The organism is Pseudoalteromonas sp. UBA2102, from assembly GCF_002331165.1.
Lineage (GTDB): Bacteria > Pseudomonadota > Gammaproteobacteria > Enterobacterales > Alteromonadaceae > Pseudoalteromonas > Pseudoalteromonas atlantica.
Genome location: NZ_DCYU01000151.1, coordinates 1 through 19,523 on the forward strand (window position 1 = coordinate 1; position 19,523 = coordinate 19,523).

The following is a 19,523-nucleotide window of genomic DNA, read 5'->3' on the forward strand; positions in this document are numbered from 1 at the left end:
ATTGTAATCACCGACAGTAATGGCGATGAAACACCACTCACCGCCACCGTTGATGTCAACGGCAACTGGCAAGCAATCAGCCCAGAATTACCTGATGGCAGCTACAATGTACAAGCCAGCATTACGGATGCGGCGGGCAATACAGGAGGCGCTACGCAATCGGGCACTATAGATAGCCTTGCACCGACACTGACACTCGATACTGTGGGCGCTACCAACGACAGCACGCCAACTATTAGTGGTACCACGAATGCACCAGCCGGCACGGTAATTAGCATCAGCGTCAGCGATGGCATTACCACCGAAACCTTTACAGCCACAGTCCAAGCGGGTGGCAGCTGGTCAGCCGATGTACCAAATGCTCTGGTTGATGGTGAGCTGACCATTGAAGCCAGTGTGAGCGACAACGCTGGTAACACCACTACGGTTAGTGAAACCGCCACGCTGAACACCACCGCGCCAAGCATTAGCATTAATACCTTAGTTGATACCAACGACACCACACCAACCATTAATGGGACAAGTGATGCAGCCGATGGCACTATCATTAGCTTAACGTTTGAAGATAGCGCGGGTAATATTACGACTGTTGATACCACAGTAACCGGTGGCGTATGGAGCGTTGACGCACCAACTGAATTAGCTGAAGGCGAATACACAGTGACCGCCGAGGTAGACGATGGTCTGGGTAATATCGGCAGCGCCACAGAAACCGGTATTATTGACACCACTATGCCAGCGATTGAAGTGAATGAGCTAGTTGTTACCAATGATACAACCCCAACGATCACCGGCACCGCGAATGCACCGCAAGGCAGCACCGTAACTGTAGAGATCACCGATAGTAATAATGTGACCCATACGGTTACAACGACCCTAGGAGCTAATGGCACGTGGAGTGTGGCTGCCTCACAAGTAGTTGCTGAAGGCAGTTATACCGTAAGTGCAAGTGTAAGCGATGCAGCGGGTAACACAGCGACCGCCACAGGCGCAGGGGAGGTTGATACCATTGCGCCAACACTTGATTTAACCAGCCCAGGTTCAAGTAACGATGTTACACCAACCCTAAGCGGCACCAGTGATGCGGTTGAAGGCACCGTGATCACCTTTACGGTTATCGATGATTTAGGAGCCCAGCAAACCTTTACCACCACCGTGGATGCGAGCGGCAATTTCTCAGTGGAAGTACCGACGGCACTTGCAGAAGGACCGTACAGCATTGAGGCCAGCATTAGCGATGATGCAGGTAACAGCACTGATATCACCGGCAGCGGTAACATCGATACCACCGCGCCAAGTGTGAGTGTGGATGCACCAGCGCTCACCAACGACAGCACCCCAACGGTTACGGGCACCAGTGATGCACCAAACAGCACCGTTACGATAACCTTTACCGATGCAGCCAATGCCGTACAAACTATTGATGTACAAACTGATGCGAATGGTAATTGGAGTGCCACCCCAGCGACTGATTTAGCCGAAGGAAACTACAGTGTGAGCGCGAGCATCACGGATGCAGCGGGCAACACGGGCACAGGGACAGACAGCGGCGAAGTGGATGTAACTCCACCGACTTTAGAGATCATTCCTTCGTTTGCCCTAGGCAATTTAGTCTCTCTTTCTGGGGATTCTGATTTACCAGAAGGGTCAGTGATCACAATTACCGAGTATTTAGTCGGTGGTTTAGTGGGCGCAACGTACACTGCTACCACGAATGCTGATGGCACATGGGGACTTGCCAACATAACAGTACCTTTGCTTAGTCTTGCGTATGTTACTGCAACTGCAAGTGATGCAGCCGGCAATGTTGCGAGCGTCAACTCACTTAATTTTGATAATGAAGCACCTGCGCTCACTGTGACTGTTGATGCCTTATCGAACGATGCAACGCCTGTGATCTCTGGTGTTACTGATATGGTTCAAGGAACCGAGGTAGAACTAACCGTCGTAGATAGTGCAGGTCAAAGCCAGCAGTTTACGGCCATAGTTCAAGCTAATGGAAGTTGGTCTGTTGAAGTGCCAACCGAGTTAGCACAAGGGCAGTACACTGTTACCGCAGAGGTAAGAGACGATGTGGGTAATTTAACCACTGAGCAAGCACAAGGTGAAATAGACAGCATAGCACCTACTCTTAGCGTTAATCCTATCGACACTACAGCAGATACAACGCCAACCCTATCAGGCACCAGTGATGCTATAGGTGCTGATGTAATAATTAGCATTGATGGCCAAACCTTTTTTGCGGTAGTAGATGCTGATGGAAATTGGCAGGTAGAGGTACCAACTGCACTTACAGATGGTAACTATACGGCGCAAATTAATGTTGCTGACGACGCCAATAATATCACTAACACAACAATCGACTTAACAATTGATACTCAGATACCAATAGTCGCATTGGACGACATAACCGTATTTAACACAGATACGCCAGTTATTAGTGGTACATCTGGTGAACCTACTGGCACAAATGTAGATATTGTTATTACAGATAGTAATGGTGATACGCATACGTTAGCCGCTACGGTTGATGCAAATGGTAATTGGCAAACAACAGCGCCTAATTTACCTGAAGGAAATTACAGTGTTGTTGTTAGTATTACCGACGATGCTAATAATACAGGTTCAGCGACTGGAACAGGGCTTGTTGATACTCAAGCACCAACCATTACCATTGACGCATTAGGTACAATTAATAGCAGCACGCCTACTATTTCAGGTACATCTAATGAGGTTGAAGGTACTACAATTAATGTCACAATTACTGATGGTGATAGCACTGATACCTACGCAACGACTGTGGGAGCAGGCGGAGTGTGGAGTGTTGATGTAACCACGCCATTAACTGATGGACAAGTGACAGTTTCAGCAAGTATTACTGATACTGCAGGTAACAGTAGTGAAGCAAATGCTACTGCCACGCTTAATACTAATGCACCTACCATTAATATAAACACTATTGTTGATACAAACGATCAAACACCTACGCTTTCTGGGTCAAGTAGTGCTGCAAATGGTACGCTAGTTACGGTTACAATTACCGATATTAATAATGTCTCGCACACGGTTACAACAACTGTAACTGATAATGCATGGAGTGTAGATGCGACAAATATCCTTCCTGAGGGCACGTTTACTGTTTCAGCCAATGTGACTGAAGGTGGCTTAACCAGCAGTGCAACAGATACAGGGCTGATAGATTTAACAGCCCCAGAATTGAATATTACACCGCTACTAACGAGTAATGATACAACGCCTACAATTTCAGGTACAAGTACAGCCCCACAAGGCGCCATAGTCGCTATTTTGATTACAGATAGCTTAGGCGCCGAGCAAACAGTTAATGCCACAGTAGGTGCAAATGGCACATGGTCAGTTGCAGCTCCTTTATCGCTTAGCGAAGGCACGTATACTGTTACTGCATCAACAAGTGATACCGCGGGCAACCCTGTAAATACTAGCACTACCGGTGTGGTTGATATAACCGCACCAGTGGTTAGCATTAACGATATTGTAGGTAGTACAGATTTAACACCTAGCGTTTCTGGCAGTGTAACAGGTGCAGCCGTAGGAGATGTGGTTGCTGTGGTATTTACCGACTTCCAAGGTAATGCGCATACTGTCAATACAACGGTGCAAGCCGGTGGAACTTGGTCAGTAGAGGCAAGCAATAGTCTTTCGCAAGGGGCATATTCAGTAGAAGTATTTATTACTGATAATGCCGGAAATACAGGCAGCAATATCACTAACGCTAATATAGATACAATTGCGCCAGAAATTAGTATTGATCAAAGTTCATTAATACTTACCCAAGACAGCACGCCATTAATTAGTGGCACATCAAACGAGCCAAATACAAACGTTTTCGTTACGTTTACCGACTCAGCTGGCGCATCGCATCAAATTACCGTACAAACGGATGCTAATGGAGACTGGCAAGCCGCTGCAGACAACGTATTAGCAGAAGGGGTTTACAGTGTTTCGGCAACGATTACTGATAGCGCAGGAAATACCTCTGTTGATAGTAAAACAGGTGGCGAAGTAGATACAGTAGGGCCAGAGCTGACTATTGTGCCTTCGTTCGTATTAGGACAGCTAGTATCTTTATCTGGTACTTCCGATTTAGGTGAAGGTAAAACAGTCACCGTTAATTTAGAATTAGCAGGCGATTTGGCTAACTTAACTTACGATGTAACCACCGATGCCAATGGTGATTGGGAGTTATTAGGCCTAGCGGTTAATATTATTGGCTTATCAGTTGTTGAAGCCTCCGCAACTGATGAAGCGGGTAACACCACCACTATAACGACGGCAGATGTAGATGCTTCAACGCCGTTACTTAATGCGGTGGTTGACTTTGTAGCTGGCGAGGGTGATTTACCAGTAATTAGCGGGTCAACAGACCAAGCCCCAGGCACCGAAGTGCTAGTTAGAGTGGTAGATAGCGATAACATAGCACAAGATTTGGTTGCTATAGTGCAGGCAGATAATTCATGGACTGTACAGGTTCCTCAATCACTTGCTGAGGGCGTGTTTACTGTAACTGTAAATGTATTAAGTGAAGTCGGGATCACAGCTACACAGCTGCTAAGCAGTGTAGTAGATACCATCTCGCCAACGCTTAATTTGCAAGTGATTGGTACAACGTCAGATTCTACTCCAATTATTCAAGGGACCAGTGATTTAATTAATGGAGTGGTAGAGATTCAGCTGGACGGAGGCTCAGTACTAACAACAACAGTGAATGCAGCAGGGCTATTTTCACTGGAGGTTGATGCGCTGACTGAAGGGCAGCATGTTGCCAACGTGAGTATCACTGATGATGCCGGCAATGTAGTAACACAAACGCTCGAGTTTGTTGTTGATACGTTAGTGCCTGTGGTAGATATTTTACCGTTGAGCATCAGCAATACTGACCTTCTAACTATTTCTGGTACTTCTGAAGAAGCTCAAGGCACAGACATTGATGTAACTGTGATAGATAGTAACGGCAACGCAACAGTCTTTGATGCCCTTGTTGGTAGCGATGGCACGTGGTCATTAGTAACCACTAGCCTACCTGATGGTATATATAGTGTGTTCGCAAGTATTACTGATGCTGCGGGTAATCTAGGCCAGTCTGCTACTGAGCAAGTGACGATTGATACCATACCGCCATCGTTAGAAATAGACGCTTTTGGTGTACTTAATACATTAACGCCTACTATTACTGGCACCAGTGACGAAGAAACCGGTAGCTTAATAACTGTTAATATTACCGACTCTACAAACACACTTTATGAAGTTACTACAACAGTATTAGGAGATGGCACGTGGCTTGTTGTTGCACCTTTACTTGCTGAGGGCGATTTAACCGTTGAGGCTATTAGTATTGATAACGCAGGCAATATAGCAACGGTGACGCAAACGGGCGTTGTGAGCACCACTTTACCGAGTCTATTAATTAACCCAATAATAGATACAAGCGATACAACCCCAACTATTAGTGGTACTACCGATGTAATAAACGGTAATGTAGAAGTGGTTATTACAGATAGCAGTGGTAATGCAACAACCTATAACACTCAAGCTATTGCTGGTGTATGGACATTAATACCGACCATTCCATTAGCTGAAGGTGCGTTTACGGTTGATGCAACAGTCGAAAACTTAAACCTTACAAGCTCTACAAGTCTTAATGGCATAGTTGACTTAACTCCGCCTACAATTGAAATTAATGAACTTGCAGCTACGAATAACTCACTGCCAACCATCTCAGGTACAAGTGATGCTCCGGCAGGTACAACCATAAGCGTAGTACTTACTGATGCTAATAGTGATTCGCAAACATTAACTGCGCAAGTGGCAGGTAACGGAACTTGGTCAGTCACAGCTGTTACGCCGCTTAGTGAAGGCGGTTTTAGTGCTACTGCAACAGTGAGTGATGCTGCAGGAAACTCATCAAGCGATACCATGGTTTCAAGTACTGATTACACAGCACCTATTGTATTTATAGACCCTATTGCAGTAGGCCAAGATACCACACCGACTATTACAGGCTCGGTAACCGGAAGTTTTGCTGGAGCTGCAGTTATGGTGATGTTTACTGACGCACTAGGTGAAACACACAATGTTTCAACAACAGTAAACACAGATGGGTCGTGGAGTGTTACAGCTTCGCAGCCTCTTAGCGAAGGGAATTACAGTGTTGATGTAAGCGTACTTGATAATGCAGGTAATATTGGCGAGCAATCTATAAGCAGCATAGTTGATTCAGGCATAGTAATTAACTCTGGTTTAGAATTAACAGCCGATAGCACACCTAAGATCTCCGGTACCGCAGGAGCAAATGAAGATATTACCGTAAGCTTTATAGATGAAAGCGGTACTGTGGTAACCAAGGATACAACAGCGGGTGAGACAGGTGTATGGAGCGTATCACCAGACAACGCTTTACTCGATGGGGCATACACTGTAACGGCTACCGCTACTGATGAATCTGGAAATGTTACTTCAAGTGGAAGTTTATCTGGGTTAGTGATTGACTCAACGCCGGTAGACTTCGAAGTGTCTAACTATTACTGGGGCTTACTAGGAATAGGTTTAACTGCAGAAGGCACAGTAGAAGAAGGAAATAGTGTATATGTTGTAGGAGCAAATTTACTTGGCCTTGAGGTGTTAAACCTAAACTTAAATGTGCTAGAAAGCGCTATGGAAATTCAACCTGATGAGAATGGAAATTGGAGTTCATTATTATCAGTTCTTGATTTAGGTTCTTGGTCTGATTATCGCTTTATCACAGTTGATGAAGCCGGTAATTATTTAATTAAGGATATTAATGACAATATTATTGACCAAGGAAACGACCCACAACTTGCTAGCGCAGGAAGCAGTGCAAGTGCCACCGATACAACATTTGGCTTAGAAGGAGCCGCTGAGCCGTTTAGCGAAGAAGCAGCATTAGGCGCTACTATGCCAAATGCAGCAGTAACCAGCGATGCTTTAGGAGAAACTGTTAATTTAAGTAATGTAAGTGCTTTATCGAGTACAGATCAAACGGTGTCAATGAGCTCTACAGAGCCCCTTAATATCAATGATGTAATTATTGACGAAGACACCGAGCAACTCGTTGCTCTTAATACTTTGATTGACGATGAAGGCTCTGCAATTGCTTATAGCCCTGCACAAAGTGGAGGAAGTGTTGATGAGGCAGCGCCTGCAGTTGATGTTCAAAATCAATCAGAGGAAATGATTAAACACTTAATTGAAAATGGTAATAATCAAACAGATATTTAAATCAGTAACCCACTTCAGTTAAATAGCTGAAGTGGGTTTCTAAAACTCACTTAATCAAAAGTGTGGTTATTATTTTGTGCTAAGTAGTAAACCTAAAAAAGCCCTTATTGAGACTTCAATAAGGGCTTTTTTAATAAATTAGGATAGATAAAAACAGTTAAGCTTTTAGGTTACGAACCAGCTTGCTGTCGGTATTAACTACACTACCGCCTTGGTCGTAAGTCATACTGGTTGGGGCGCCAATTAAAATATCTTTTAATTGTTTTACACTTAAGTGTGCTTGGCGGGCAGCATGTGAGTTTACTTTATTTTGTTTTTGGCACTGCGCTAGCTGCGCTTTAACTTGCGCTACTCGTTCAGTCACTTCAGGGGCATTTTCATCATTTGCAGTAAAAAGTTTATTCAACTCTTTATCGAGCTGCGTAAGCTTAGTTAAAAAAGACATTTTTTGTTGGGCAAGTTCTTTTAAACCTTCACCTCTGCGAGAGGCAATAATACTAAGCTCTTCGTTTAATAACGCATATAATGAATCCAAGCATTTAACTTGTTCATTTAATTTAACGCTAATTAAACTATTGTGATCAGCCATATACGTTAAACTCAAAATCAGCTAAGTTTTTAGTCAGCTTTTCAGCATCAATTTGGTATTTACCTTCGGTAATCGCTTTTTTAAGCTCAGCGACCTTTTCACTATCAAAGCCAGATGATTGCTGTGCTTTATCTTGCAGTGTTTTTAACTGCTGTGCTTGGGGCGTCAGGCTCACTGAATCGCTCGCCGCTTTAGGCGAAGGAGTCTGTGTTGTTTGTGTACTTGCAGCGTTATCTTTTTTAATATCAACTTGTTGCTGTTTTGCGTTTGTAAGCGCATTAGCTTGTTGATTACTGCCATTAACTTGATTAACCATAATAATAAACCTGTATATTACCCAACTTATGCCAAGTTATCGGCATATACATAGGATACTTTAGTATAAATCGAAATTAAATATTTACTTGCACAGACTCTACACCATCTACGCGTGCATTCAAAATTTTACCGGATTTTTTATTCTTTATCTGTACTTGCTCACCAAGGGTGCCATCTTCAAGTGCTATCCCCGTGGTTTTTATTCTAAGTCCTTTAATACTCGCATAAATATTAACAGCGTCGCCTTTGCAAACCATACAAATTTGGTTGAGCAAAACCGGCATACCGCTTCTTATATTTCGCTTACTGCGGCTGCCAATAAGCATTAAAGGGTCATCTAAATATTGTACCCTAACAAACTGTGAAGGCTTCATTTGTACGCTTAAATGAGACTTAGTAATAACTTCACCACGGGCTAAATTTGCCGTGGCAACCACAACGGGCGCCATTTTAACGATTCTTACATGGACATATTGAGTCCAGCTTTGCGTGTCGTTACATTTTATTTGTACAGTCACCTGGCGTGTAAATGGCGGCTCATTTGGCACGACTAATTCTGGCTCGTTTTCGCATACTCTATCAGGAATGCGGCTATCGAGGGCAAGCGCGGTAATCTCCACATTTTTTTCAAGTGGCACGGTAACTTGCTCTGCAATATGAGAAATTGCTATTTCTTGTAATAAATCTTTACTAAACACTTTTGCATGTAAAGGTGTTGCTAAGCAGAGGCTAGCAAGAAAATAAAAAACACTGTATCTTCTGACTTTTTTTAACAAACTCATAATGTTTCGACTATGCTTATGGTTTCAAACAGGGTATAAATATTTTGCGTCAAAAAGTAGGCGCTCCCGCGATGTTATGTAGCTTTATAGACAGAAAGCAATTATCGTTCCGCATTATTTGTTTTCTTTAGGAGATTTGAATGGCAGGCATTTTAGACTCAGTAAACCAACGCACCCAGTTGGTTGGGCAGAACCGCCTAGAATTACTATTATTTAAGCTCAGAGGGCGTCAGCGTTTTGGGATCAATGTATTTAAAGTAAGAGAAGTACTGCAATGTCCTCCTTTAACGAGTATGCCTAAATCAAATGCATACATTCGGGGTGTGGCGCATATTCGTGGTCAAACTATTTCAGTTATCGACTTATCAATGGCCGTAGGCGGCCGCCCTATTGAAAATGTAAAAGACAGCTTCATTATAATTGCAGAATACAATCGTTCTGTGCAGGGCTTTTTAGTCGGCGGCGTTGAGCGAATCGTTAATATGAACTGGGAAAAAATAATGCCACCTCCGTCAGGAGCAGGGCGTTACTCTTATTTAACTGCCGTTACCGAGATTGAAAACGAATTGGTCGAAATTCTCGATGTAGAAAAAATCTTAAACGAAATTTGTCCAGTAAATACCGAGGTTAGTGCCGACCTTGCTGCCGATAGTGCAATACAAAAAGATTTAGGCGAGCGCATAGTATTTATTGCCGACGATTCAGCTGTTGCACGTAACCAAGTAAAAAGAGCACTTGAGCCACTTGGCGTGCAAACTGAGCTTGCAAAAAATGGTAAAGAGGCTTTAGTTAGGCTTAAAGAAATAGCCGAGCTTGATTGTAAAAATGATATTACTGAGCGTGTAGGTTTACTTATCTCTGATGTTGAAATGCCTGAAATGGACGGCTATACATTAACAGCAGAAATTAAAGCAGATCCAAAATTAGCGCCTCTACATGTTATTTTACACACTTCTTTGAGTGGGGTGTTTAATCAGGCGATGATCGAAAAAGTAGGCGCGGATGACTTTATAGCAAAATTTAACCCTGATGAATTGGCTACTGCAGTTAAAAAATGGGTTCATTGCGACTAAACAACAATAGGTGTTATTAATTTGAATAATAAAGATTTGCAGCAAAGTGACTACGATCAGTTTCGCTCATTTTTAGAGCAGCAATGTGGTATTGTGCTAGGCGAAAACAAGCAGTATTTAGTAAAAAGTAGGCTTGCGCCGCTTATGGCTCGTTTTAATGTTGAATCTTTATCACAATTAGTGAGTAAAACGCTTGGCCCTCATGAGCGGCAACTTAGAGCCGCTGTAGTTGATGCCATGACCACTAACGAAACCTTGTGGTTTAGGGATCAATATCCATTTGAGCTTTTAAAAAATAAACTGTTTCCAGAGTTTAAGGACGCCCGCCGACCATTAAAAATTTGGTCAGCGGCCAGCTCTTCAGGCCAAGAACCATACTCTATTGCCATGTCTGTTGCTGAGTTTCAGGCCAAGCAACCGGGCGTGTTGCGTATGGGGGCACAAATTATTGGTACTGATATTTCTAACACAATGCTCGATATGTGTAAAAACGCTGAATATGATGCGTTGGCATTAGCGCGAGGCCTATCTGCAGAGCGCCGTAAAAAGTACTTTATGGATAGCGGCAACGGTATGGCAAAAGTTGTCGACTCAGTCAGAAAACAGGTGAGCTTTAGACATTTAAACTTGCTTGATTCTTACGCCTTAATGGGGAAGTTTGATATTATTTTTTGCCGCAATGTCCTTATATATTTTTCACCAGAGGTTAAAGCAAAAATAATTGGTCAGTTTGCCCAAGCACTAAACCCAAAAGGGTATTTATTTTTAGGTGCGTCGGAGTCGATGACGGGCTTAAGTAATGAGTTTGATATGGTTCGTTGTAACCCTGGAATCATCTACCAAAAAAAATAATCCTATCACTTTGTTATTAAAAAACGACGTTCTTAGCGTCGTTTTTTTATTTAATAACAACCCTCTATAAAAAAATAACGTAACTAAAAACTACTGGCTTATAAATTGCTTTAACTTAAGCAAGTCAATTTTTTGGAGAACGTTATGGCTATCAGTTTTGATAAAGCATTAGGTGTGCACCCGCATGCAATGTTGATCCGCTCACAGCGGGCAGAAGTACTTGCCACAAATATAGCGAATGCTGATACGCCTGGCTATAAAGCAAAAGATATCGACTTTGCCTCAGCATTAAAAGCGGCAAGGTCAACTCAGCAAAGCGGCAATAGCATGGTTACTACCAATGAAAAACACATTGCTGGCGGTACTCGAAGTGTAGGTGGTTCTGAATTATTTCGCAATCCAAATCAAGGGGATACAGGCGATGGTAACTCAGTTGATATACAGGTGGAACGAAACTTGTATACACAGAATGCGATGGAGTATCAGGCAAGCCTGCAATTTTTAAGTAGTAAATTTAAGGGCCTGAATAAAGCGCTCGGTAGTCAAGGATAATAATTATGAGTTTATATAACGTTTTTGATATTTCAGGCAGTGGTATGAGTGCACAAAATGTTCGCTTAAATACCACCGCGAGTAATATTTCGAATGCTAATACAATTAGTTCATCCCAAGACAAAACTTACCGAGCACGCCAACCTGTATTTGCTGCCGAGCTGACGAAAGCGTCTGCCTCAGCCAGCAACCCTCAGGGCTCCGCTGTTGGTGTTAAAGTGCTGGGAATTGTTGAGAGTAACAAACCACTACAAATTGAATATAACCCTAATCACCCCAGTGCGGATGAAAATGGCTATATCTATAAACCCAACGTTAATGTTGTTGAGGAGATGGCAAATATGATCTCTGCTTCTCGCTCTTATCAAACAAACGTGCAAGTTGCCGATGCAGCTAAGCAAATGTTAAGCAAAACGCTGTTACTTGGGCAGCGATAACCGAGGGTAGGTTATGAGTAACGATATTAGTACTAGTTCATCTTTTTTGGACTCTATAACTTGGCAAGAGACCCAAGTAGCGACAACCACTGAAGAGAGCGATGCATTAACGCAGGAAGATTTTTTCTCGTTGCTAACTCAGCAGCTATCGTATCAAGATCCGAGTAATCCGGCTGATAACGATCAGATGATTGCGCAAATGACTAATTTTACCATGGCGCAAGGCATCACAGATTTAAACACAAATTTTGAGTCACTTGCCTCGTCAATGACCTCAAACTCTGCCTTACAAGCATCAACGCTGGTTGGTAAGCAAGCGCTTTTAGAATCTAATACGCTTGAGCTTGGCGAAAGCGGAGAGGCAAAAGGGTCTGCGGTTGCTGAAGAAGCCGTTGATAATTTAACAATTAAAGTCACAGATGCTTCTGGGCAACTGGTTAGAACTATCGATATGGGTTCGCAAGCAGCGGGTGCAGTGCGCTTTAGCTGGGATGGTAATAATGAATCCGGTGAGCGCCTACCAGAGGGCGAATACACTATTACTGCAGAGGGCAGTACCAACGGCGAGTTTTCAAGCTTACCGGTGGCAACATTCAAAAACATTGAAAGCGTTAATATCAATGGCTCTAGTGGCATTATTATTAACACTAAAGAGGGTGCGGTTAGGTTGACTGATGTCGCAGAGATCGCATAACCAATTAAAAAGTATTTCGCCTGCTAGCAGGCTATTAGATTAAAAGTTAGAGGTGAATTATGAGCTTTAATATCGCACTTACAGGCCTAGCTGCCGCTCAAAAAGACTTAGACGTAACAGCAAATAATATTGCTAACGTAAATACCACTGGTTTTAAAGAATCGCGGGCTGAATTTGCTGATGTATATGCTGCATCTGTGTTTAGTGCAGGTAAAACCAAAAATGGTGATGGTGTGCAAACAACCATGGTTGCACAGCAATTTCATCAAGGCTCACTGCAATTTACTAACAACTCGTTAGATTTAGCGATTACCGGCGAAGGGTATTTTGCAATGACCGACGATATTTCGTCGCAAGATTTAACCTATACTCGTGCAGGTGCATTTAAGCTTAACCAAGATAACTTTATGGTTGACGCCAAAGGTAATTACTTACAAGCTTTTCCGGTTGATGCATCAAGTGGGGACACCACATCGGTAAGTCTAAGTACAACTAACCCAATTCAAATTCCTGATTCATCTGGTTCGCCTCGCGCAACCGAAAACGTATTTTTATCGTTCAACTTAGATGCAACAGCTGATGCAACAGGCCTCGATTTTGATCCGACATCGAACGGTACCTATAATTCGTCGACGTCTACTACTGTTTACGACTCATTAGGTGAACCACATATTCTGCAATACTTTTTTGTAAAAGAAGAAGATGCAGCTGCAGGTGGTACAGACAATAGCTGGGAAGTATACGCTACGCTTGATGGTAAAGTGGTAGACGGTACATCTGGTGTAGAGCAAACAACTACACCATATACACCTATTACCACACTTGGTTTTGATTCTAGCGGTTTACCCGCCACAACAGATGGTGTAGCAAATACTAACGCCACTACGTTTGATGAAATTAATTTACCGGCAGGTGCAGGTACTGGTTTATCGTCAATGCTTGATAACGGCGCAACATTCCCAAGTACAGGTATTGAGCTAAACTGGCGTGATGAAAACAACACAGCTGGCCGTATTCCAACTCAGTACTCAAGTGGCTTTGAAGTAAAAGCACTTGACCAAGATGGTTCTACAGTGGGTCGTTTAGCGGGCATTGATATTGGCACAGACGGTAAAATTGTTGCCTCATACAGTAATGGCGATTCAACTTATTTAGGCCAAGTTGCTATGGTTCGCTTTCCAAACTCTCAAGGCCTTTCGCAAGTAGGTGATACCAGTTGGAAGCAAAGTATTGACTCTGGTGAGCCAGTAGCCGGTGAAGCAGGCTCGGGCACTTTTGGTAGTATTAATTCATCCGCGCTTGAGCAATCAAATACTAACTTAACAAACGAATTAGTTGATTTGATTACCGCTCAACGTAACTACCAAGCGAACTCAAGAGCGCTTGAAGTTAACTCAACAATTCAGCAAAGTATTTTGCAGATTCGATAAGTTAACCTTATTTTTGGTTAAGATTTTAAGGCTGCATTTTTGCAGCCTTTTTTGTAGCTATGTAGCTGAAACTAGCGTAGCTGAACCATTCAATACCTTCCTTATATTGCGTCAAATTTAATCTGGCACCTATTTTGCATTTATCAACTCAGAGATTTTTTATGTGAGTCGATGTTATGGACAAAATGGTCTACATTGCAGCCTCTGGCGCTAAGCAAAGCCTACAAGGGCTTGCACTTAAAGCCAATAATTTGGCAAACGCAAACACCACAGGTTTTAAAGCTGACTTTGCGCAAGCGCGCTCTATGCAAGCATTTGGCGAGGGCTTACCAACGCGTGTGTTTTCAATGCAAGAGCGACCGGGTTCTAACATGACCTCTGGCGGCATAATCGAAACAGGGCGAGATTTAGATATTGCCATGAGCGATAACGCCTGGCTTGCCGTTCAGGATGACTCAGGAAACGAAGCATATACAAAAGTAGGCACGCTAAACATTACTGCGCAAGGTATGTTGGTAACAAGTCATGGTCGTCAAGTTATTGGCGAAGGTGGCCCCGTAATTTTACCGGTTCCTATTGAAAAAATAAGTTTTAGTGAAGATGGTGCCATACAGGTTCGCCCCCAAGGCGCGCCTGCAAATTTTTTAGAAGAAGTAGACACGCTGCGCGTTGTTGAAGGAAACAGCAGAGAGCTTGAAAAAGGCAACGATGGTTTATTTAGACCTGTACCTGGGCAAACCGTTGATACCTCTGAAAATGTAAAAGTATTAAGTGGTGCACTGGAAATGTCTAACGTTAATCCAGTTCACGAAATGGTCGATATGATCAACCACCAACGTCAATTTGAGTTACAAGTAAAACTAATGAAAACAGCTGAAGAGATTGACGAACGTCAAGATCAGTTGATGCGCATAGTTTAACTTTAAAATGAGGGCATACTTATGAATCCTGCATTGTGGATAAGTAAAACAGGGCTAGACGCTCAACAAACTGATATTTCAGTTATTTCAAATAATTTGGCGAATGCCAGTACCGTAGGTTACAAAAAGAGCCGCGCTATTTTTGAAGATTTACTGTATCAAAACATCAACCAGCCTGGCGGGCGCTCTTCACAAGATACCGAGCTGCCATCTGGCCTAATGCTAGGTGCGGGTGCAAAAGTGGTTGCTAACCAAAAAGAGTTTACGCAAGGTAATATGCTCACCACCGAAAATTCACTCGATTGGATGATCTCAGGCGAAGGCTTTTTTGAAGTGCTGCAACCCGATGGCAATATTGCGTATTCGCGAAATGGGCAATTTACTACCGATGAAGACGGCCGCATTGTTACCTCAGGTGCAGGTTTTGTTGTTCAGCCCGAAATGAATGTACCCGATGATGCGCAATCAATTACAGTCTCTCAAGATGGTGAAGTATCTGTACGCGTTGCAGGGCAAGCCGATAACGTGGTAATTGGCCAGCTAACAATTAGTGACTTTATTAATCCATCGGGTCTTGAGCCAATTGGTCAAAACCTTTACACCGAAACCGCTGTTAGTGGTGCGCCTGTTCAAGGTAATCCAGGCGTAGAAGGCTTAGGTACTATTATTCAAGGCTCACTTGAAACATCAAACGTTAATGTAACGGAAGAATTGGTAAACCTTATCGAAACTCAACGTGTTTACGAAATGAACTCAAAAGTAATCTCGGCCGTTGACGAAATGATGAGCTACATCAATCAACAGTTATAACCGTGCACAAGGGGATAGTTATGCGTAATGTTATTTTATTTGCAGCAGGCACCTTATTTTTAAGTGGCTGTGTTTCTACGCAAAATAGTGAAGTGGTTCAAGATGACCCCTACTACGCACCCATGTACCCAGAGCCTGTAGCAGAGCCTGTTGTTGCAACGGGTTCGTTGTTTAACACCAATACATTTAATGATTTGTATTCAGACAAAAAAGCACTTAGAACCGGCGATATAATTACCGTTAAGCTTGAAGAGTCAACACAAGCTACAAAAGCCGCTAAAACCGAAACCGATAAAGAAACCGAAGCCAGCCTAGACCCCGTTATTGGGTTAGGTGGTTTACCAGTCAATATAGGTGGCGACAGTATTCAGTTTGGCATTGGTAGTGATTCATCATTTACCGGTGACTCTAAATCAAATCAGTCAAACAGTTTAGTGGGTGATATCTCGGTGAATGTTATGCGTGTTTTACCCAATGGTAATTTAGTTATTCGTGGTGAAAAATGGCTAACACTTAACACCGGCGAAGAGTTTATTAGGCTCGAAGGCCTTGTACGTCCGCAAGATGTAAGCGCCGATAACACGGTTGAGTCGAATAGAATTGCCAATGCCCGAATTCAATATTCAGGTAAAGGACAAACACAAGAAGCGCAAAGCCCAGGGTGGTTAACACGTTTCTTTAGTAGCTCGTTATTTCCGTTTTAGAGGATAGTAGTATGAATAGCATTAAAGCGTTTATTTTGATCATACTGCTAGGCTGGCAATTTTCTGCCAGCGCCGAGCGTATAAAAGATGTCTCTATGGTTGAAGGTGTACGTGCCAATCAATTGGTAGGCTATGGTTTAGTGGTGGGGCTACCTGGTACAGGGGAGCAAAACTCTTACACGCAACAAAGTTTTAGAGGCATGCTAAACAGTTTTGGTATTACGCTGCCTTCAACACAAAGCCCTAAAATTAAAAACGTAGCAGCAGTGGCAGTCCATGCTGAGCTTCCGCCGTTTAGAAAGCCGGGTCAAACAATTGATATTACGGTATCTTCTATTGGCAGTGCAGGCAGTTTACGTGGCGGCACCTTGCTCCAAACTTTCTTAAAAGGGGTGGATGGAAACGTATACGCTATAGCACAAGGTAGCCTAATTGTGGGAGGTTTAGGAGCACAAGGGCTTGATGGCAGTAAAGTGGTCATTAACACCCCGACAGTTGGCCGCGTACCTAACGGAGCCACTGTTGAACGCGAAGTTAAAAGCCCTTTTATGCAAGGCGACTACATTACTTTTAACTTAAACCGCCCAGACTTTACAACGGCAAAACGTTTAGAAGCAACAATTAACAATTTGGTAGGCCCTAATAGTGCACAAGCTATTGACGCTGCCTCAGTACGCGTTATTGCACCACGTGATGCATCGCAACGAGTGTCTTATTTATCAACGCTTGAAAACCTAGAGTTTAAGCCTGCTGACACTTCAGCCAAAATTATTGTTAATTCACGTACGGGAACGATTGTCATTGGCAAAAATGTGAAGCTACAGCCTGCGGCAATAACCCATGGCGGCCTAACAGTCACAATTGCTGAACAGCAAAATGTAACGCAGCCTAATCCGTTAGCAGAAGGCGAAACTGTTGTTACACAGCAAAGTATTATTGACGTTAATCAAGATGATTCTCGTGCGTTTGTATTTAACCCCGGCGTTAGCTTAGATGACTTAGTGCGTGCTATAAATGAAGTAGGCGCAGCACCTGGAGACCTAATGGCTATTTTAGAAGCGCTTAAAGAAGCGGGTGCAATTAACGGACAGCTTGTTGTTATTTAGTTAGTTTTTAGAATATTTACCCTTCTACATAAAGCTTAAGTACTCAAAAGGTACTTAAGCTTTTTACTGTTTACCTTTCTTTGGCTCAATTTTTGCATTTCTTAAAGCATTATTCATTTTTGTGTCAAAAAGCTGATGGAAACAAATCACCTCGATAAGCAAAACTTTTTTGATTTAAGTAATCTTAATACTTTACGTCAAGACGCTTTAAACAGCGGTGATGCATCTACTGATGCCTCTAAAGCGGCGCTAAAAAAAGCAGCGGCACAATTTGAAGCTATTTTTACCCAAATGCTTCTAAAAGGGATGCGTAAAGCGAACGAAGCATTTGAAGATGAAGACAGTCCGTTTAACTCGAGCGGTGTAAAGTTTTTTGAAGAAATGCACGATCAGCAGCTCTCTTCTGAGCTTTCATCAAATGGGTCTTTGGGTTTGGCTGATTTAATTGTTCAGCAGCTCTCACCAGAGGCTGAGAACTTTATGCCTGGCTCAGTATTAAGAACTACTAACGACTTTATGAGTGATAAACGCGCAGGCTCTGAACTGCCGCACGAAAAGGTGCACAGTGTAAAGCAAGCAAATAAAGATGACTTAGTAGTCAGCAGTGCGGCAACACAAACGAAAACCACAACACAGCCTACACAGCAGTCGTCGTTTAATAATGCTGAAGAGTTTGTTAGTGCAGTGTGGGAGCATGCTAAAACAGCGGCCGAAAAAATTGGTTTAAACCCTGCAGTAATGGTGGCCCAAGCGGCACTTGAGACGGGGTGGGGTAAGCATATTATTAATAAAAGCGACGGGAATAGCTCAAATAACCTGTTCAATATTAAATCAGATAAAAGCTGGGAAGGCGATAAAGCAAGTAAAGTAACGCTTGAATTTGAGCAAGGTACCCCTGTTAAAAAACAAGCAAGTTTTAGAGCTTACGATTCTATAAAAGAAAGCGTGAACGACTTTGTCGATTTTTTAACGCAAAACCCACGCTACGAAGAAGCATTACAAAAAACAGCACAGCCAAACGAATTTTTAGATTCGCTACAAAAAGCAGGCTATGCAACCGATCCTAATTACGCGAGTAAAATAAAAAAAGTGCTAAATAGCAGTGAGCTTAAAAATATTGCAACAAGCGCGTTTACCCAAGGAGTGAAGTAATATGTCGTTTAGTTTATTAAATATTGCCAGTGCTGGGGTGCGTTCAAGCTCTGAGCTGTTGCAAACGACCAGTAAAAACATCACCAATGTAAATACAGAAGGCTACGTTCGTGAGCGCACTGAATTTACCACTATGGTTGATAACCAAGTAGGTCGCGGCGAAACATACAGGTTATTGAACGAGTTTGCCCAGTCGCAGTTAAACCGCGACACGTCAAATAAATCGTTTTTTGATCAATTTGTAACAGAAGCCAACCGTGTTGATACTATTTTTTCAGAAGAGTCTAATAACTTATCAACGGGCATAAATTCATTATTTAATAACGTGCAAGAGGCGCTAAATCAGCCGTCTTCAACAGTTGCTCGCTCATTAGTAATGACCGATGCGCAAAGCTTAGTTGATCAAATGGATAGGCTTTCGGGTATCGTGCTTGAGCAACAAGGTATAGTGAATGAGCAGCTTGAGATTTTTTCTGAAGAAGCCAACTCACTCATCCAAAATATAAATACGTTAAACCAAGAAATTGCAGTCGTAAATGGCACAAATAACGCCTCTGACGCAAGCTCTATTTATAACCAGCGCGACTTAGCGATTCGTGAATTATCAGAGCTTGTTGATATAGAAACACTTGATGGCCCTAATGGCGAAAAACTCGTCTTTATGGGCAGCGGTGAATCTTTAGTTATGGAAAACGGTACATTTAACTTGTTTTCACTGTCGGGCGACCCCGATCCTAATTTTAAAGAATTGACGCTTGACGTTAATGGCGGCAAAGCTGTGCCGCTAGAAATAGATGCAACTAAATTAAAAGGCAAAATTGGCGGCTTG

General features: G+C 42.8%; 16 protein-coding genes. 13 read left to right on the forward strand and 3 right to left on the reverse strand.

Annotated elements, in window-relative coordinates; genetic code table 11:
- A partial coding sequence (locus B2R65_RS19290) for an Ig-like domain-containing protein (RefSeq protein ID WP_286745427.1) occupies positions 1-7,275 on the forward strand: 7,275 nt, incomplete at its 5' end.
- A 157-nt stretch (positions 7,276-7,432) separates the two neighbouring features.
- Here the strand turns inward: B2R65_RS19290 and flgN are convergent.
- The 3 genes from flgN to flgA all read right to left on the reverse strand — a co-directional run bounded on the left by flgN (position 7,433) and on the right by flgA (position 8,964).
- On the reverse strand, positions 7,433-7,864 hold the full coding sequence (flgN, locus tag B2R65_RS19295) for a flagellar protein FlgN (protein ID WP_286745429.1): 432 nt from the start codon (positions 7,862-7,864) through the stop codon (positions 7,433-7,435).
- Positions 7,857-8,180: a flagellar biosynthesis anti-sigma factor FlgM gene (flgM, locus tag B2R65_RS19300; protein WP_004588011.1), complete on the reverse strand. Its 324-nt coding sequence runs from the start codon at positions 8,178-8,180 to the stop codon at positions 7,857-7,859. Before flgM ends, flgN begins: the two co-directional genes overlap by 8 nt.
- Before the next feature lie 76 nt (positions 8,181-8,256).
- Positions 8,257-8,964 carry a flagellar basal body P-ring formation chaperone FlgA gene (gene flgA, locus B2R65_RS19305; protein ID WP_286745433.1) on the reverse strand — a complete coding sequence of 236 codons (708 nt, stop codon included), beginning with the start codon at positions 8,962-8,964 and terminating at the stop codon, positions 8,257-8,259.
- A 140-nt stretch (positions 8,965-9,104) separates the two neighbouring features.
- Here flgA and B2R65_RS19310 point away from each other — a divergent pair, with 140 nt between their 5' ends.
- The 12 genes from B2R65_RS19310 to B2R65_RS19365 form a co-directional block, all read left to right on the forward strand.
- A complete protein-coding gene (locus tag B2R65_RS19310) occupies positions 9,105-10,037 on the forward strand; it encodes a chemotaxis protein CheV (protein ID WP_004588013.1) in 933 nt (310 codons plus the stop codon).
- 21 nt (positions 10,038-10,058) lie between these two features.
- Positions 10,059-10,889: a CheR family methyltransferase gene (locus B2R65_RS19315; RefSeq protein WP_004588014.1), complete on the forward strand. Its 831-nt coding sequence runs from the start codon at positions 10,059-10,061 to the stop codon at positions 10,887-10,889.
- A gap of 144 nt (positions 10,890-11,033) precedes the next feature.
- Positions 11,034-11,441 carry a flagellar basal body rod protein FlgB gene (gene flgB / locus B2R65_RS19320; protein ID WP_004588015.1) on the forward strand — a complete coding sequence of 136 codons (408 nt, stop codon included), beginning with the start codon at positions 11,034-11,036 and terminating at the stop codon, positions 11,439-11,441.
- A 5-nt stretch (positions 11,442-11,446) separates the two neighbouring features.
- Positions 11,447-11,878 carry a flagellar basal body rod protein FlgC gene (flgC, locus tag B2R65_RS19325; protein ID WP_004588016.1) on the forward strand — a complete coding sequence of 144 codons (432 nt, stop codon included), beginning with the start codon at positions 11,447-11,449 and terminating at the stop codon, positions 11,876-11,878.
- A gap of 13 nt (positions 11,879-11,891) precedes the next feature.
- Positions 11,892-12,572, forward strand: a complete 681-nt coding sequence (locus B2R65_RS19330) for a flagellar hook assembly protein FlgD (protein WP_004588017.1) — start codon at positions 11,892-11,894, stop codon at positions 12,570-12,572.
- A gap of 59 nt (positions 12,573-12,631) precedes the next feature.
- Positions 12,632-14,002, forward strand: coding sequence for a flagellar hook protein FlgE (flgE, locus tag B2R65_RS19335; RefSeq protein ID WP_286745439.1), 1,371 nt, complete (start codon positions 12,632-12,634; stop codon positions 14,000-14,002).
- 176 nt (positions 14,003-14,178) lie between these two features.
- Positions 14,179-14,922 carry a flagellar basal body rod protein FlgF gene (locus tag B2R65_RS19340; protein WP_138578866.1) on the forward strand — a complete coding sequence of 248 codons (744 nt, stop codon included), beginning with the start codon at positions 14,179-14,181 and terminating at the stop codon, positions 14,920-14,922.
- A gap of 21 nt (positions 14,923-14,943) precedes the next feature.
- Positions 14,944-15,732 carry a flagellar basal-body rod protein FlgG gene (flgG, locus tag B2R65_RS19345; RefSeq protein ID WP_004588020.1) on the forward strand — a complete coding sequence of 263 codons (789 nt, stop codon included), beginning with the start codon at positions 14,944-14,946 and terminating at the stop codon, positions 15,730-15,732.
- A gap of 20 nt (positions 15,733-15,752) precedes the next feature.
- Positions 15,753-16,436, forward strand: coding sequence for a flagellar basal body L-ring protein FlgH (flgH, locus tag B2R65_RS19350; protein ID WP_004588021.1), 684 nt, complete (start codon positions 15,753-15,755; stop codon positions 16,434-16,436).
- Between the two features lie 11 nt (positions 16,437-16,447).
- The gene (locus tag B2R65_RS19355) at positions 16,448-17,542 is read left to right on the forward strand and encodes a flagellar basal body P-ring protein FlgI (protein WP_004588022.1); all 1,095 of its coding nucleotides are present in this window, start codon (positions 16,448-16,450) and stop codon (positions 17,540-17,542) included.
- Between the two features lie 135 nt (positions 17,543-17,677).
- The gene (gene flgJ, locus B2R65_RS19360) at positions 17,678-18,694 is read left to right on the forward strand and encodes a flagellar assembly peptidoglycan hydrolase FlgJ (protein ID WP_286745444.1); all 1,017 of its coding nucleotides are present in this window, start codon (positions 17,678-17,680) and stop codon (positions 18,692-18,694) included.
- Position 18,695: 1 nt separating this feature from the next.
- The coding region (locus B2R65_RS19365) for a FlgK family flagellar hook-associated protein (protein ID WP_414704512.1) at positions 18,696-19,523 on the forward strand (828 nt) is incomplete at its 3' end.